General features: G+C 71.7%; 13 protein-coding genes and 2 pseudogenes. 6 read left to right on the top strand and 9 right to left on the bottom strand.

What is annotated here, in order from left to right:
- The 4 genes and pseudogenes from JS521_RS26895 to JS521_RS26880 all read left to right on the top strand — a co-directional run.
- A partial coding sequence (locus tag JS521_RS26895) for an RHS repeat-associated core domain-containing protein (RefSeq protein ID WP_504740025.1) occupies nt 1-360 on the top strand: 360 nt, incomplete at its 5' end.
- Nucleotides 361-590: 230 nt separating this feature from the next.
- Nucleotides 591-860 (top strand): annotated as a pseudogene (locus JS521_RS37395) (RHS repeat-associated core domain-containing protein); the annotation flags it as partial.
- 138 nt (nt 861-998) lie between these two features.
- Complete coding sequence (locus JS521_RS26885; RefSeq protein ID WP_088577408.1) at nt 999-1,211, top strand: hypothetical protein; 213 nt, start codon at nt 999-1,001, stop codon at nt 1,209-1,211.
- Nucleotides 1,212-1,268: 57 nt separating this feature from the next.
- Nucleotides 1,269-1,826, top strand: a pseudogene (locus tag JS521_RS26880) (RHS repeat-associated core domain-containing protein); the annotation flags it as partial.
- A gap of 582 nt (nt 1,827-2,408) precedes the next feature.
- Here JS521_RS26880 and JS521_RS26875 read toward each other — a convergent pair.
- From JS521_RS26875 to JS521_RS26855, 5 genes are all read right to left on the bottom strand, one after another.
- Nucleotides 2,409-3,629, bottom strand: a complete 1,221-nt coding sequence (locus JS521_RS26875; RefSeq protein WP_205085554.1) for a glycerate kinase family protein — start codon at nt 3,627-3,629, stop codon at nt 2,409-2,411.
- Nucleotides 3,626-5,059, bottom strand: a complete 1,434-nt coding sequence (locus tag JS521_RS26870; protein ID WP_205085553.1) for an SLC13 family permease — start codon at nt 5,057-5,059, stop codon at nt 3,626-3,628. The genes JS521_RS26875 and JS521_RS26870 overlap by 4 nt, the downstream gene beginning before the upstream one ends.
- Before the next feature lie 306 nt (nt 5,060-5,365).
- Nucleotides 5,366-6,025, bottom strand: a complete 660-nt coding sequence (locus tag JS521_RS26865) for a response regulator transcription factor (protein ID WP_205085552.1) — start codon at nt 6,023-6,025, stop codon at nt 5,366-5,368.
- Nucleotides 6,022-7,476, bottom strand: a complete 1,455-nt coding sequence (locus tag JS521_RS26860; protein WP_205085555.1) for a sensor histidine kinase — start codon at nt 7,474-7,476, stop codon at nt 6,022-6,024. The genes JS521_RS26865 and JS521_RS26860 overlap by 4 nt, the downstream gene beginning before the upstream one ends.
- Nucleotides 7,466-7,777 (bottom strand): small hydrophilic protein, encoded by a 312-nt coding sequence (locus JS521_RS26855; protein ID WP_205085551.1) that lies wholly within the window; start codon nt 7,775-7,777, stop codon nt 7,466-7,468. The genes JS521_RS26860 and JS521_RS26855 overlap by 11 nt, the downstream gene beginning before the upstream one ends.
- 156 nt (nt 7,778-7,933) lie before the next feature.
- Here JS521_RS26855 and JS521_RS26850 point away from each other — a divergent pair, with 156 nt between their 5' ends.
- A complete protein-coding gene (locus JS521_RS26850; RefSeq protein WP_205085550.1) occupies nt 7,934-8,344 on the top strand; it encodes a MerR family transcriptional regulator in 411 nt (136 codons plus the stop codon).
- Nucleotides 8,344-9,357, top strand: coding sequence for an aldo/keto reductase (locus JS521_RS26845; RefSeq protein WP_205085549.1), 1,014 nt, complete (start codon nt 8,344-8,346; stop codon nt 9,355-9,357). Before JS521_RS26850 ends, JS521_RS26845 begins: the two co-directional genes overlap by 1 nt.
- Before the next feature lie 89 nt (nt 9,358-9,446).
- Here the strand turns inward: JS521_RS26845 and JS521_RS26840 are convergent, their stop codons facing one another.
- From JS521_RS26840 to JS521_RS26825, 4 genes are all read right to left on the bottom strand, one after another.
- Complete coding sequence (locus JS521_RS26840) at nt 9,447-10,679, bottom strand: acyltransferase family protein (RefSeq protein WP_205085548.1); 1,233 nt, start codon at nt 10,677-10,679, stop codon at nt 9,447-9,449.
- Entirely contained in the window at nt 10,676-11,881 is a 1,206-nt protein-coding gene (locus JS521_RS26835) for an alpha/beta hydrolase (RefSeq protein ID WP_239487873.1), read from the bottom strand. Before JS521_RS26835 ends, JS521_RS26840 begins: the two co-directional genes overlap by 4 nt.
- A 215-nt stretch (nt 11,882-12,096) precedes the next feature.
- Nucleotides 12,097-12,786, bottom strand: a complete 690-nt coding sequence (locus JS521_RS26830; RefSeq protein ID WP_205085547.1) for a response regulator — start codon at nt 12,784-12,786, stop codon at nt 12,097-12,099.
- Nucleotides 12,783-14,063, bottom strand: a 1,281-nt coding sequence (locus tag JS521_RS26825; RefSeq protein WP_205085546.1) for a sensor histidine kinase, incomplete at its 5' end; no start/stop codon positions are given. The genes JS521_RS26830 and JS521_RS26825, both read right to left, overlap by 4 nt.

The following is a 14,063-nucleotide window of genomic DNA, read 5'->3' as shown; positions in this document are numbered from 1 at the left end:
ACCACCCCCGACCCCTCCGGCCAGGAACAGAACCCCTACCTCTACGCCGCAGGCGACCCCGTCAACAAGATCGACCCGCACGGACTGTCCTTCTTCGATGCCGTCGGTAAGGGCTTCGACATGTACGACATCGGAAGCTTGGCCAAGGACATCGACGAAGGCAACTACAAGGACGCCCTGGCTACGGGAGTCGGCATGGCGGCGGGAGCTGCCGCTGAGGCCGGTTGCGGCGCAGTCGCCGTCGCCGTCAGTGCCCCGACCGCAGGCGTGGGCGGCCTGGCCGTCGGAGCCACTTGCTTCGCAGTCGGATACGGGGCCGGCGAACTCGGCGAGAAAGCCGCCAGCAGCGTCCTCAACTAATCACTGGCCGCAAACAACACAAGGAGACAGAGATGATCGATGGGCTCATTCTGGCTAAGGGAGCTGGGCAGGGAACCCCGTCTTTCTGGATGATTGCGATCATCTTGATCGTTATCGTCGGGGTCGCGTTCCTGGTGAGCAAGGCCCGTAAACGGTAGCGATTCTTCGCCTTCTTTCGCTCTGCCATGCCTGATTTGTTGCGCCGTCAGCTCAGGCATGGCACCCGCTAGTACGACCCCAGCATCGGCCGCTTCACCACCCCCGACCCCTCCGGCCAGGAACAGAACCCCTACCTCTACGCCGCAGGCGACCCCGTCAACAAGATCGACCCCACCGGACTTGCATTCCTGGATGCCCTGGACCCTGCTGGTGACCTCATTCAAGCAGGCCAGCACCTGGCTGAGGATGATACCGAGGCGTTGTGGGGCGGCGTAGCAGGTGCGGTGACTGGGGGCGGCTTCCCGTGGATTGCGCAAGCGCTGTGGTCGCGGCCCCGCTGACACTCGGAACCTCACTGGGTTTTGCCGCTGGCTGCTATGCGGCTGGATGGGCAGTCAGCCAGATAGCCCAAATTTCCTTTAACTAGACGGATCGCTCTTGGAGGGTCATCCCTTCAGAGCTGCGAAAGGAGATATGGCATGCGCCAAGTCGGAGTTCCACTGCAACGGCAGTCGCTGCTGAAACGACTGCTGGTGACCAGTCATATCTTCGGCTTCCTTGGAGTGATTCTCTCCATAGCGCTCCTGGCCATGGGTATGACTGCCGGCGGTCTAACCGTCCTAGGTATCACCCTGGCCACGTGGGCCGCCGCCACCTTGAGCGCACGCCATCGGAACAAGAACCAATTTTGATCCATCCTGGATTCAGGAGGGCGAGCTCACGCAATGGTGCTCGCCCTCCTGGTGCCTTTGAGGGCTGCACCCGGCAGTGTTATGGCGTTGGCGGACGAAGCCGGCGCGAAGGTCAACACGTACGCCTACAGCCCCCGCGGCGTCCAGCGAGCCGCCACCACCGAACAGGTCCCCCAGCCCTACCGCTTCGCCGGCGGCTACCAGGACCCCACCGGCCTCTACCACTTCGCAGCCCGCTACTACGACCCCAACATCGGCCGCTTCACCACCCCCGACCCCTCCGGCCAGGAACAGAACCCCTACCTCTACGCCGAAGGCGACCCCGTCAACCGCATCGACCCCACCGGGCTTCTCAGCCTGGGCGGTATCGCGGACGCACTCGGCCCCATCGGCGACGTGGGTACGGGAATCGCTCACCTGGCCGAAGGAGACACGAAAGCCCTCTGGGGCGACGTGGCAGGCGTGGTCGTCGGTGGCATTGCCGCCGTAGGTTGCGCAACCGCGGTCGGCGCCACCGCTGCTCCCACACTGGGGACATCTTTGGGTGCCACAGCCGGGTGTTATGCAATTTCGTGGAGCTCAGGACAAATAGCTTCCAACCTCGTGAGCGGGTAAAGTAATTCCGGGAGGGAAGGAAGGAATCTCTGTCCTTACCCTCCCGGATCGCGACACAGAAAGGCAACCATATGCCTCGCGTCGGATGGTCCATGGAACAGCGAGCCCTCGTCAAGAGGTACGCTCAGTTCACCGCCGCACTTTCAGTTGTGGGGATCGCCTTCTCTGTTTTCCTCATTGTCATGGGAAATAATGGAGGGTGGGGGCTCCTGGTTCTCATCGCATGCATCTTGATGGTGACTTACTATTTCACTCAGAAAAGGAAAGCCGGTCAGCCTTGAATCTGCTGACTCAGTGACCGGAATTCTGGATTTGCGCCGCCGAAGGCTTTTCCCATCGGCAAGTCGGTCATCCGATTCCGCTTCCTGGGAGTAGGCGTGGTCTGCCTCATCGCGGCCGGCGCGTATGTCGTGGGTGGGATCTCAAGGGTTGATGGCGAGGCGCCACATGGCCCAGGCGTGACGGCCGCCCAGGAGCCGGACGCCGCCCTCCGCCGAAAGGTCCCCAGGGGAGTGGGCTGCAGGGCCGGGGGCCCGGTCCTGCAACCCACCAGAGGCCACTCCGAAGGAGCGGATCGCCCTCTCACGCGGCCAGCGGGTCCAGCCGTGTCAGCCGGGTCCCCAGCGCCATGATCCGCATCGCCCTCTCCGACGCGTCCGCCAGGAACTCGCCGCTCCGGCCGATCGCCTCCACCAGCGTCATCGGCGCGGGCAGGATCGCGCTGTACGCGTCCACGCCCACCGCCCGTACGTCCTGCGCGCCCGGCCCGATCGTCCCGGCCAGCACCAGGACCGGCACCCCCGCGGCCTGCGCCCGCCGGGCGACCTCCGCCGGGATCTTCCCGCGTACGGTCTGGTGGTCGAGCGCCCCCTCCGCCGTGATCACGAAGTCGGCGCGGGCCAGGCGGGCGTCCAGGTCGAGGCCGTCGAGGAGGACGTCGTAACGGGGCAGGAGCCGGGCGCCCACGGACGCGAGCCCCGCCCCAAGGCCGCCCGACGCTCCCGTGCCAGGGGCCGTCCGCAGGTCGACCGGGGTGCCGGCCGGCGGGGCGAACGCCGGGAGCAGGTCCCGGGTGAGGACGGCGGCCAGCCGCTCCAGGCCCGCCGAGAGCAGCTCCACCTCCGCCGGGGTCGCCCCCTTCTGCGGCCCGAACACCCGGGCCACGCCGCGCTTTCCGCAGAGCACGTTGTACGGGTTGCAGGCCACGAGCAGCTCGGTTTCGGCGAGCCTCGGGTCGAGGCCGGACGGGTCGATGTGCTCCAGCTCGTGCAACGAACCGCCGCCCGGCCGGAGTTCACGGCCGTGCCGGTCGGTCAGCCGGGCCCCGAGCGCCTGGAGGGCGCCCGCGCCCCCGTCCGACGTACCGGAGTCGCCGCAGCCGACGAGGATGCGCCGCGCCCCGGAGTCCAGGGCCGCCCGGATCAGCTCGCCGACCCCGTACGTCGTCGTCGCGCCCGGGTGGCGGCGGTCCGGCGGGACCAGGGCGAGGCCCGCGACGGCCGCCATCTCGACGACTGCGGTCAGCGGGCCGGGCGTTGTGCCGCCGCCCAGCAGCGCGAAGTGCGAGGCGACCGGGTCGCCCACCGGGCCCGTCGCCGTGACGGGGACCAGACGCCCGCTGCCCGCCAGGGCCAGCGCCTCCGCCGTACCCTCGCCGCCGTCGACGAGGGGGATGAGGTCGAGTTCGGCGTCGGGGACCACTCGGCGTACCCCGGTGGCGATGGCCTCCGCGACCCGGGCGGCGGACAGGGACTCCTTGAACCCGCTGGGGGCGATGGCGATGCGGTGAGGGCGAGGGGTCATGGCTGGATCTCCAGGAGGACGGGCACGCCGAGCAGCGGCCAGACGACGAGGGCGAAGGCGAGGACGAGGGCCGCCGTGAGCGGCGCGAGGAAGGCGGACAGCCGCAGCAGGTCGCGCGGGGTGTACGTCGGGGTGCCGGGCACGTCCGCGAAGAGCGCGACCGGCTTGGCCGAGGACGGCAGGGTGTGGCAGAAACCTGCGGCGGCCGTGGACGCCAGCGCCGCCGTGACCGGGTTGACCCCGGCCCCGACCGCCGCCGCGACCACCAGCGGGACGAGGACGGAGGACCGGGCGGAGCGCGACTGGAGGGCCAGGTGGGCGGCCGTGCTGACGAGGACCACTCCGGCCAGGAACAGCCACGGGGGTGTGGACGCCCCCAGGGGTATCCACCCCACCAGCCAGTCGGCCGCACCCGAGTCGGAGAGGGCGAAGCCCATCGCCATCGTGGCGGCCATGAACAGCAGCAGCGGCCAGGGGACCGTCCGCAGACCGTCCTTGAAGCGAACCGTCCCCAGCGCGGGCGAGGTCGCCACCAGCGCGCCGATGAGCGCGACCACGGCGGGCGACACCCCGTGCAACGGCTCGCTGCACCACAGCAGGACGACCGTCGCCAGGAGCAGCAGGCACCGGGACTCCGCCGGGGTGAACGGGCCCTCGACGGCCGTCTCGGAGTGCTCCTGGATCTGCGCCGCCGTGATCGAGACCGGACCCTTCCGGTCGGCGCGCCGGGTCGTCGTCAACAGCACCAGCTCGGCGGCGAGATGGGACGAGACGACCGCCAACGGCAGCCCGAGGACGAGCCATTGGACGAAGCTCAGCTGTTCCCCGGTCTGCTCCCACAGCACCCCGACCGTGATCAGGTGCGCCCCCGCGCCGATCAGCGTCGCTACGGCGGAGAGCAGGATGACCGTGGGGAAGAGCAGCGCCAGCATGACGACCAGGCGGGTCCGCTCACGGAGTGCGGCCGCCAGCGCCAGGAACACCGGGAGGGCGAGCGCGGCCCGCCCGGACGTGGCCGGTACGGCGAACGCGGTGACGACCAGACCGGCCGTGGTCAGGTGCACCAACTGGCGTACGGTCCTGGCCCCGCCGACCAGGAAGACGGCGGCCCGGCCCGCGAGCCCGGTCCGGGTCACGGCGGCCGCCAGGACGAAGGCGCAGATCAGCAGCCACACCGTCTCGTCACCCAAAGTGGCGAACAGGGTCTCGCTGCTGATCACCCCCGTCACCGTCAGCGCCAGGCCCGCGCCGAGCGCGATGTAGGCGTCGTCCACCGGGGTGGCGATCCAGGCGGCGGTGGCCAGGGCGAACACGGCGAGCGAGAGCCGCCCGTCGGCGCTGAGGCCGGGGGCGGCGCCGGGGACGGCGAGGAGAGCGCAGAGCCCGAGGACGGCGCAGAGGCCGACGGTCTGCCGGAGAGGGAGAGGCACGCTGTACAGCATCTGAAGGCGGGGTGAGCGGTCGATGAGCCGCCCGTTAAGGACTTTTCATCTCACCCGCAGGCTGCTCCGGGCTGCTCCGCTCCGCGATGCCTGTGAAGCGGCAGGAGCAGAGGCGTTGTGGGGCCGGGTTGAGCTGAGTTGCCGTCAGAGCGCTTACGGGCGCTTCGTCCACGGACATCCAGGCCCACGGGCCCTCTCCCTACGAGGAGTTCGCGTGCTGACACTCACGCCGATCGAGCGCGCCGTACGCCGGCTTGCCGCCGGGCCGACCGAGAGGGGCTGAGGCCCGCCGGCTCAGGGCAGCCGGTACCCCATGCCCCGTACCGTCTCCAGCCGCTCCGCCCCCAACTTCCGTCGCAGCGCCCGGACATACACGTCCACGATGTTGGAGCCGGGGTCGAAGTCGTACCCCCACACATGCGACAGGATCTGCTCGCGCGACAGCACCTGGCCCGGGTGGCGCAGGAACATCTCCAGCAGCACGAACTCCCGCGCCGTCAGGTCCACCGTCCGGTTCTCCGCGCGGGCCCGGCGCGTCCGCAGGTCCAGGGCGAGGGTGCCGCTGCGCAACATGGTGACCTCGGGCGCGCGGGCGGCGGTGCGCTGGCGCAGCCGTACCCGGGCGAGCAGCTCCTCGAAGCGGAACGGCTTCGTCATCCAGTCGTCGGCCCCGCCCTCCAGGCCGGCCACCGTGTCCCGGACGGAGTCGCGGGCGGTGAGCACGATCACCGGCAGCGTGACGCGCGCCTCGCGCAGCTCGCGCAGCACGGTGAAGCCGTCCCGGCCGGGCAGCCCGATGTCGAGGACCATCAGGTCGAACCCGCCGGTCAGCGCGTGGCCGAGCGCCAGGTCGCCGTCCTCGGCGACGACTGTGGTGAAGCCGTTGGCGCGCAGCCCCTTCTGGACGAACGAGGCGATGCGCTCCTCGTCCTCGGCGATCAGGATGCGGTTCATGAATCGGTCTCCAGCGTGAGTACGAAGGTGGCTCCGCCGCCCTCGGTCCGGCGTAGTTCGACGCGGCCGTGGTGGCCCTCCGCGATGGCCCTGACGATGGCGAGGCCGAGCCCGGCCCCGCTGGTGCGGGTTCCGCGCCGGGACGTGCCCCGGCGGAACCGCTCGAAGATGACCTCGGCGTCCTCCGGCGGAATGCCGGGCCCGTGGTCGGCGACGTACAGCTCGACGCGGTCGCCCTCGGCCCGCGAGTCGACGGCCCGGGAGCCGATCCGGATGCGCTGACCGGGCACGGTGTGCTGGACGGCGTTCTGCGCGAGCTGGACCATCGCCTGCGTCATCCGCTGCGGATCCAGGCGCACTTCGCGGTCCGCGACCCCGTCGAGCACCCACTCCCGCTCGCCGAGGGTCCGCACCTTCACGAACACGTCGGCGGTCAGCTCCGCGAGCTGGACGGGCTCCGGGCGCACGAAGTCGGGGCGCTCGGCCCCCGCGAGCAGCAGCAGGTCCTCCACGATCCGGCTCATCCGGTCCAGCTCGTCCGTGACCAGCCGTACCGTCTCCTCCCGGTCCGCCGGATCGTCGCCCATCAGCTCCAGGTGGCCCCGGACGATGGTGATCGGGGTGCGCAGCTCGTGCCCGGCGTCGTCGACGAAGACCCGCTGCGCGGCGAACGCCCGCTCCAGACGGTCCAGCATCGCGTTGAACGTCTCGGCGAGGGCCGCGATGTCGTCCCGGCCCTCCACGGGGATCCGCCGGGTCAGATCCTGCTCGGTCAGCTCCGCCGCCGTCGTCCGCACGAGCCGGACGGGCGCGAGGATGCGTCCGGCGACGGCCCAGCCGATCCCGGTCGTCATCAGCAGGGCGACCCCGGACAGGGCGAGCAGCATCCAGAACGTCTTGTCGGCGACGGCCCGTTCGCGCTCCGGGTGGAAGGCGACGACGAACGCCCCGGGCTGCCCGCCCGCGGACGGTCCGATCTCGACCTTCGCCCACCGCAGTTCGCCCTGCGGGCGCTCCAGCGTGCCGAAGGAGTCCTGGGAGGAGCGGATCCGGGTGAGCGACGCGGTGTCCTGCCACAGGGCCGTGTCCGGGGGGAGGTCGCGGCGCTGCCGGATGATGTCGGGCCGGTCGCCGGCCGGGCCGGTCAGACCCAGCAACTCCTCGTCCGGGTCGGCGTACTGGCGTTGCAGATAGATGCGCAGCAGCCGGTCGGCGGTGTCGAACCGGCCGCCGGTGTCCGGGTCCACCCCCTGCGGCACGAAGTTCGCGAACTCGCCGGTCTCCTGGGTGAGCAGCTGGCTGATGCGGTGGTCCACGTCCCGCTGGAGGATGGAGCGCACGGTGACGGCGACCGCTCCCAGCGCGACCGCCATCACGACCAGCAGCCACAGCAGGATCCGTACCCGGGCGGAAATCCTCGGAAAGCCCAGCGTCGACCGGCTAACCGTCATCACCGAAGTCGTCGTCATCGTCGTCATCGGCCGCGGAGGGGCCCGGAACGACGGAGCTGTCCGGTGTACGGGTCGGCGTGGAGGAATCGCTCGGCGTCGGGAAGCCGCTCGGGGAGGTGCTCCCGCTCGGCGGCGTGTCCCCGCCCGGCGGCGGTGTGCCGGGCGGACTCTCCTCCAGCCGGACGGTGGGAGGTACCTTCGGCGCCTCCGAGGTGTCGGTCATGGCATAGCTGGTGGCCGCTATGCCCAGCGGCACGGCGACGACGGCTGCCAGAGCCGCCAGACGGGGTGAGAAAGCCATGCGTTCACCCTGACGGTCCCGGGCGGTACGAACATGAAGCCAGGATGAACATTCCTTCATCTCGGACAAACCGGATAGGTGTGGTGGGCGAGGTTCGGGAATACGGCGCCGGTTCCGCTTGCTTCGAGTGCACTCCAAGGATCTAGCGTGGAACACATGACGCAGCACCCCCGCCCCGCGGGCCAGGACAGCTACACCATCAGCGAGGTCGTCGCCTTCACCGGGCTCACCGCGCACACCCTGCGCTGGTACGAGCGCATCGGGCTCATGCCCCACGTCGACCGCTCGCACACCGGCCAGCGCCGCTTCAGCAACCGCGACCTCGACTGGCTGACCTTCGTCGGCAAGCTGCGGCTGACCGGAATGCCCGTCGCCGACATGGTGCGGTACGCGGAGCTGCTGCGCGAGGGGGAGTCCACCGTCGAGGCACGCCAGGAGCTGCTGGAGGCGACCCGCCGCGATGTGATCACGCGGATCGCGGAGCTCCACGACACCCTCGCCGTCCTCGACCACAAGATCGAGTTCTATGCGGGCGCCCGCCGGGCGCCGGAGAGGCACAGTGCCTGATGACTGTTGACAAGATCGCCACCGTGGAGCTGGGAGCGGGCGGACCGCGCGTCGGCGTCCAGGGGCTCGGCTGCATGGGCATGAGCGAGTTCTACGGCGACACCGACCTCGCCGCCGCCCGCGACACCCTGGACGCGGCCCTGGAGGCCGGCGTCACGCTCCTCGACACCGCCGACGCCTACGGGCGCGGGGCCAACGAGGAGTTCCTCGCCCCGTTCGTCGGGGCGCACCGGGACGAGATCACCCTCGCCACCAAGTTCGCCCTCGTCCGCACCGACGACCCCCAGTACCGGGGCATCAGCAACGACCCCGCGTACATCCGTACCGCCGTCGAGGCGAGCCTGCGCCGGCTGAACACCGACGTCATCGACCTCTACTACATGCACCGCCGCGACCCGGCCGTCCCGCTCGCCGAGTCCATCGGTGCGCTGGCGGAGCTGGTCCAGCAGGGCAAGGTCAAGCAGCTCGGGCTGAGCGAGGTGACCGGCCCCGAGCTGCGCGAGGCTTACGCGGTGCACCCCATCGCCGCCCTCCAGTCGGAGTGGTCGCTCTTCAGCCGGGACGTCGAGAAGAGCGCCGTCGGCGCGGCGGCCGACCTGGGCGTCACGCTCGTCCCGTACTCCCCGCTCGGCCGCGGTTTCCTCACCGGGGCCTTCACCGACGCGGGCAAGGACCTCGCGGCGAGCGACTTCCGGGCCCGCCAGCCCCGTTTCACCGGCGACAACGCCAGGGCCAACGCGGCGCTGTTGGAGCCCGTCCACAAGATCGCCGCCGCGCACGGGGTGACGGCCGCACAGGTGGCCCTCGCCTGGGTCCAGCAGCGCGCCGAGGTGCACGGCCTGAACGTGGTACCGATCCCCGGCACCCGCAAGCGCAGCCGCCTCCTGGAGAACACCGCGGCGACTCGCCTGACCCTGACGGCGGACGAACTGGCCGCGCTGGAGCCGATCGCGGACCGGGTGGCGGGGGACCGCTACCCGGACATGAGCAGCACGGCTGCGGCGCGGGAGTAGGCGTCGCGAAGAGGCCGGGGGCGTACGGGGGTGATCGCCTGGTTCATGAACTTCATCAACTTCATGGAGTTCATGACGACGCCGTTTCCTCACGCCAGCCCCAGCGCGAACACCGCGAACCCCGCCGCGAGCAGCCCCGCCAGTGCGCGGCGGGCGTTCGCGGCGCGGGTGCCCGCCCGCCACGGGGCCTCGAAGCGGCGCGCGTACCGGGCGATCAGCACCAGCAGCCCGGCGAACACCGGCAGCCACGCGGCCCGGGCGAGGATCCAGCCCACCGTGTCCGGCGCGGTCGTCAGCCCCGCCACCGTCGTGCCCCCGGCCCCCGCGAGCGAGGCCGGCACGGCGGCGGCCAGCATCGCCGTCTGGTGCCAGCACAGGATCGTCATCGCGGACAGGTTGACCACCACGACCGGCGCCCAGAGCAGCGGATTGCGCAGCAGCCGCCCGAGCCGGTCGCGCAGCATGATCGCCGCTCCGCTCTGCGCCGCCGCCAACGCCACCACCAGCAGCGACGGCGGATGCGAGTTCGTCCGGGTCTCGCCCGGCACCCCGACCATCGACGCCGGGTAGTGGAAGACCAGCAGCAGCACGGCGAACAGCACTCCGCCGCCGACCAGCAGCAGCCGGGCCCCACGCTTCCCGATGCGCCCCTCGCCCCAGGACACACCGAGCTGATACGCGAACAGCCAGCCGGGCAGGACATTGACCACGCTCAGCCAGGACGGCATCGCCTCCCCGAACGGCCCGTAGCGCAGGAAGTCCACCGCAGCGACGGAGACCAGCAGCGGCAGCGCCGCCCAGCCGCCGAGCCTCCGCGCCAGGGTGACGCAGACCGGGGTGAGGGCCGTGACCACGGTGTACACCCCGACGAACCAGAGCGGCTGGATCACCAGCGTCGACCCCGTACGCAGCGTGTCGCCGGGCACGCCCAGCGCGGAGAGCACCGCGAGCAGCACCGCCCACACGGCACTCACCCCGAGCACGGGGCGGCCGAGCCTGGCCAGCCGGCCGCCCAGCCAGGCGGCCGTCGTCGAGGCCCGGCGGCCGTAGGAGAGGACCGAGGCGTACCCACCGACCAGGAAGAAGATCCCCAGCATCTGGAGCACCCAGCTCACGGGGGCGAGCGCGCCGAACGTGGCCAGCGGGCTCGCGTTGTGCAGGCCGTCGGCGTCCAGCCGGAACCCGCCGAGCATCCAGTGACCGAGCGGCACGGCGAGCAGCGCCAAGGCCCGCAGGCCGTCGACGGCCCGGTCGCGGTGGGCGGGCGTGGAGGCGTCGATCCGGGCGGCGAGCTGCCGCGCGTTCTTGCGTACGGCGTTCATCGGGCCGTTCCTTCCAAGGCGTGGGCGCCCGCTGTGGCTTCCGCGTCCTTGAGAGTTCCCGCGCCGTCCCGTGCTTCCGCGCCGCCGAGTGCCTGCGCGCCGTCCCGTGCTTCCGCGCCGCCGAGGGCCTGCGCGTCCGCCGGAGCATGAGCCCCTTCCGGTGTGGCCGTCCCCCGGGCGATGGCGGCGAAGGTCCGCAGCGAATCCGTCCCCGGTGCGAAGTAACCGGCATGCCCCCGGGCCTCGTCCGCCGGTATGCGGCGGGCTCCGAATGCCGGATCGGTCGGGTCTGTTCCGTGGCCGAGGCCCGCGAAGCGCACGTTCGGCACGTTGTCGATCCAGTCGGTCGGGTCCTTCGCCGCCCACACCCGCGCCTTCGTCCGCAGCCCCGCGGCATCGTCCGCCCGCATGCCGGGGGAGCCGAGGACCACCAGGTCGGTGGCGGGCAGCCGGTGTGCGGCGAGCCCGCAGACGACGGAGCCGTAGCTGTGGCAGAACACGGCGGGCTCGGGCAGCCCGTCCGCCGTCAGACCCTGCGTGAACCGGGTCAGCCGCCCGGCGCCCGCCTCCGCGAGGCTGCCGGTGGCCGCGTCGATGCCGACGCCCACCGGGGTGGTGTACCCGACCCAGGCGACGACGGCCGTCCCCGGACCGGCCGCCGTGTGCAGGGTCCTGGCCATCCCGGCGGGAGCCCCGTGCGCGGCGACCTTCCGGTCGAAGGTCCCGGCGTCGTTGTCGGAACCGGGCACCAGCACCGAGACCCGGTGCGCCGCGCGCAGGTCCCCGAACACCTCCGCCACCTGACCGCGTCCGCGCGGGTCGAACGCGAGGATCTGGCGGCCGGGGGCGGCCAGCGAACGGTAGCGGGGGTCGTCGGCGGCGGCCAGGGCAAGGGAGTTGGCGCGGTAGCGCAGTTCCAGCGGCGTCCCGTCGAGATTCCCGACGACGGACGGATGCCGCACCACCAGCAGTTGCCGCTCCCGCATGCTCAACCCCGCGAAGAACGCGGATACTTCGGCAGGCGTGGAGCGCTCCGGATCGGGCAGTTCCGTGCCGAGCGCCCCGTCCGTCCGCCACTGCGCACTGCCCGGCGGCGGCCCGGTCAGCGCCTGCTGCGCATCCCCCGAGACCCAGCCGGCGGTCCCCGCCACCACGCTGGTGGCCAGTGCGAACGCGGCCAGCGTCCTCGCGTATCGGCGCATTGTGCCCTCCCTCTCCGGATCCGCACCGAGCGGTGCGACCGGGAGGAAGGTAGGAAGAGGACGGGTGACGTGACGTCACACCGGGGAGCCAACTGCGGTGTGATACCGGGGTAGGGGGTGGGGGAGGTCGGTAGCCGGTACGGCCAGAGGGTGCCCGGCCCTCAGAGGGTGTCCGACCCTCAGGGGGTGTCCGGCCCTGACCTGCCGGACACCCCCTAGGTCGCCGCGTCCCCCGGAGTCACCAGCCCCGACTCGTACGCGAAGATGACCGCCTGCGCCCGGTCCCGCAGGTCCAGCTTGGCCAGCACCCGCCCGATGTGCGTCTTGACGGTCTGCTCGGCCAGGACGAGCCGCTCGGCGATCTCCTGGTTCGACAGCCCCCGGGCGATCAGCTCCAGCACCTCGCTCTCGCGCGGGGTGAGCGCGTTCAGCCGGAGCGCCTGCCCGGTGCGCGTCGCCCCGGCGGGCCGCTGCGCCGCGAAGTCCGCGATCAGCCGCCGGGTCACCGAGGGCGCGAGCAGCGCGTCGCCGGCCGCCACCACCCGTACGGCCGCGATCAGATCGGCGGGCGGCGCGTCCTTCAGCAGGAACCCGGACGCCCCGGCGCGCAGCGCCTCGTACACGTAGTCGTCCACGTCGAACGTCGTCAGCATCAGGACCTTCGGGCGGTGCACCACCCCCACCGGCGGGTTCAACAGCTCGCGCGCGGCGGCAAGTCCGTCCATCTCCGGCATCCGGACGTCCATCAGGACCACGTCGGGATGCTGGTGGCGGCTGACGTCCACACCCTGGCGGCCGTCCGCCGCCTCGCCCACCACGTCGATGTCGCTCTGCGCCGCCAGCAGCGCCGCGAACCCGGCCCGCACCATGGCCTGGTCGTCGACGATGATCACGCGGATGGTCACAGATCCTCCGAAGAAGGTCGTACGGAAGGTGAGTTGTGAGGGGAGCTGGAAGGCGAGCCGGACGGGGGGCCCGGCGGGGGCAGCGGCATCCGGGCGGCCACCCGGAACCCGCCGCCGGGCAGCGGCCCGGTGTCCAGCGTGCCGCCGGTCAACCGTACGCGCTCGCGCATCCCCACCAGCCCGTGCCCGGTCCCGGCGCTCTCCAGCGGTGAAGCGGGCCTGACGGACGGCTCGTTGACGACCAGCACGAGGAGGTGGCCGTCGTCAGGCGCGACGAGGACCCGGGTGCGCGCCCCCGGCGCGTGCCGCACCACGTTGGCCAGCGCCTCCTGCACGATCCGGTACGCCGACAGATCCACCGCAGGCGGCACCTCGCCCAGATCCTTGGCGAGCGCCAGCTCCGCCGGAAGCCCGGCCCGTACCGTCGCCTCCACCAGCTGCTGGAGCCGGTCCAGACCCGGCTGCGGCGCCCGGTCGCCCTCCGTGCCGTCGCTGCGCAGCACCGACAGCAGCCGCCGCATCTCGCCCAGCGACTCCCGCGCCGCCGCCGCGATGGACGCGAACTCCTCCTGCGCGGGCTCCGAAAGCCCGGTGATCCGGTACGGCGCCGAGTCCGCCTGCACGGTGATCACCGACATGTGGTGCGCGACCACGTCGTGCAGCTCACGGGCGATCCGCGTCCGCTCCTCCAGCAGCGTGCGCTGCGCCCGCTCCGCCTCGCTGATCGTCTCCTGCTCGGCCAGCCGCCGGGTCGCCTCGCCCCGCTCCCGTACCGCCCCGCCGATCACCAGGACCACCGCGCCGAGGATCGGCAGCAGCAGGGCGCTGCCGGTGCTGCGGTCCGAGGACGCGACCAGATGCAGCGCCGCCCCGGCCGCGGCCGTCGCCGCCCACACGGCGAGGACGGTCCGCCGGGTCTCGCGCAGACCGAGGGCCAGCAGCAGGAAGAGGTACGCGACCAGAGTCGGCGGGGGCCACGGCCAGGTGTCGTGCCGCCCGGGATCGTGGGCCAGCAGCACCAGCGCTCCCGCGATGTCGGCCGGGAAGATGATCCACCATGCCTGGAGAGGCCGGTGGGCCAGCATCAGCAACGGGGCCGCCTGGGCCACCCCGAGCGCCCCGGCCAGCCCGCCCGGCACGCCGTACTGCGAGGTCAGGACGTTGATGGTGACCGGGATGAAGGTCGCGGTCAGGGCGAGCACCACGACGTACGGCAGCAGCCGCTGCCACTGCTTCGGCGCGTCGGCCAGCAGCCGGGTGGACGGGTGGGAGGGGTG

The sequence above is a fragment of the Streptomyces durocortorensis genome (assembly GCF_016901035.1).
In the GTDB taxonomy this organism is placed as follows: Bacteria; Actinomycetota; Actinomycetes; order Streptomycetales; family Streptomycetaceae; genus Streptomyces; species Streptomyces durocortorensis.
This window is presented reverse-complemented; position numbering and strand designations above follow the sequence as displayed.

Bases quoted from the DNA above. Each gene is read 5' to 3' on its own strand.
- JS521_RS26885 (WP_088577408.1), top strand. From the start codon at position 999: ATGCGCCAAGTCGGAGTTCCACTGCAACGGCAGTCGCTGCTGAAACGA.
- JS521_RS26855 (WP_205085551.1), bottom strand. From the start codon at position 7,777: ATGGCTTTCTCACCCCGTCTGGCGGCTCTGGCAGCCGTCGTCGCCGTG.
- JS521_RS26850 (WP_205085550.1), top strand. From the start codon at position 7,934: ATGACGCAGCACCCCCGCCCCGCGGGCCAGGACAGCTACACCATCAGC.
- JS521_RS26860 (WP_205085555.1), bottom strand. From the start codon at position 7,476: ATGACGGTTAGCCGGTCGACGCTGGGCTTTCCGAGGATTTCCGCCCGG.
- JS521_RS26865 (WP_205085552.1), bottom strand. From the start codon at position 6,025: ATGAACCGCATCCTGATCGCCGAGGACGAGGAGCGCATCGCCTCGTTC.
- JS521_RS26835 (WP_239487873.1), bottom strand. From the start codon at position 11,881: ATGCGCCGATACGCGAGGACGCTGGCCGCGTTCGCACTGGCCACCAGC.
- JS521_RS26840 (WP_205085548.1), bottom strand. From the start codon at position 10,679: ATGAACGCCGTACGCAAGAACGCGCGGCAGCTCGCCGCCCGGATCGAC.
- JS521_RS26875 (WP_205085554.1), bottom strand. From the start codon at position 3,629: ATGACCCCTCGCCCTCACCGCATCGCCATCGCCCCCAGCGGGTTCAAG.
- JS521_RS26845 (WP_205085549.1), top strand. From the start codon at position 8,344: ATGACTGTTGACAAGATCGCCACCGTGGAGCTGGGAGCGGGCGGACCG.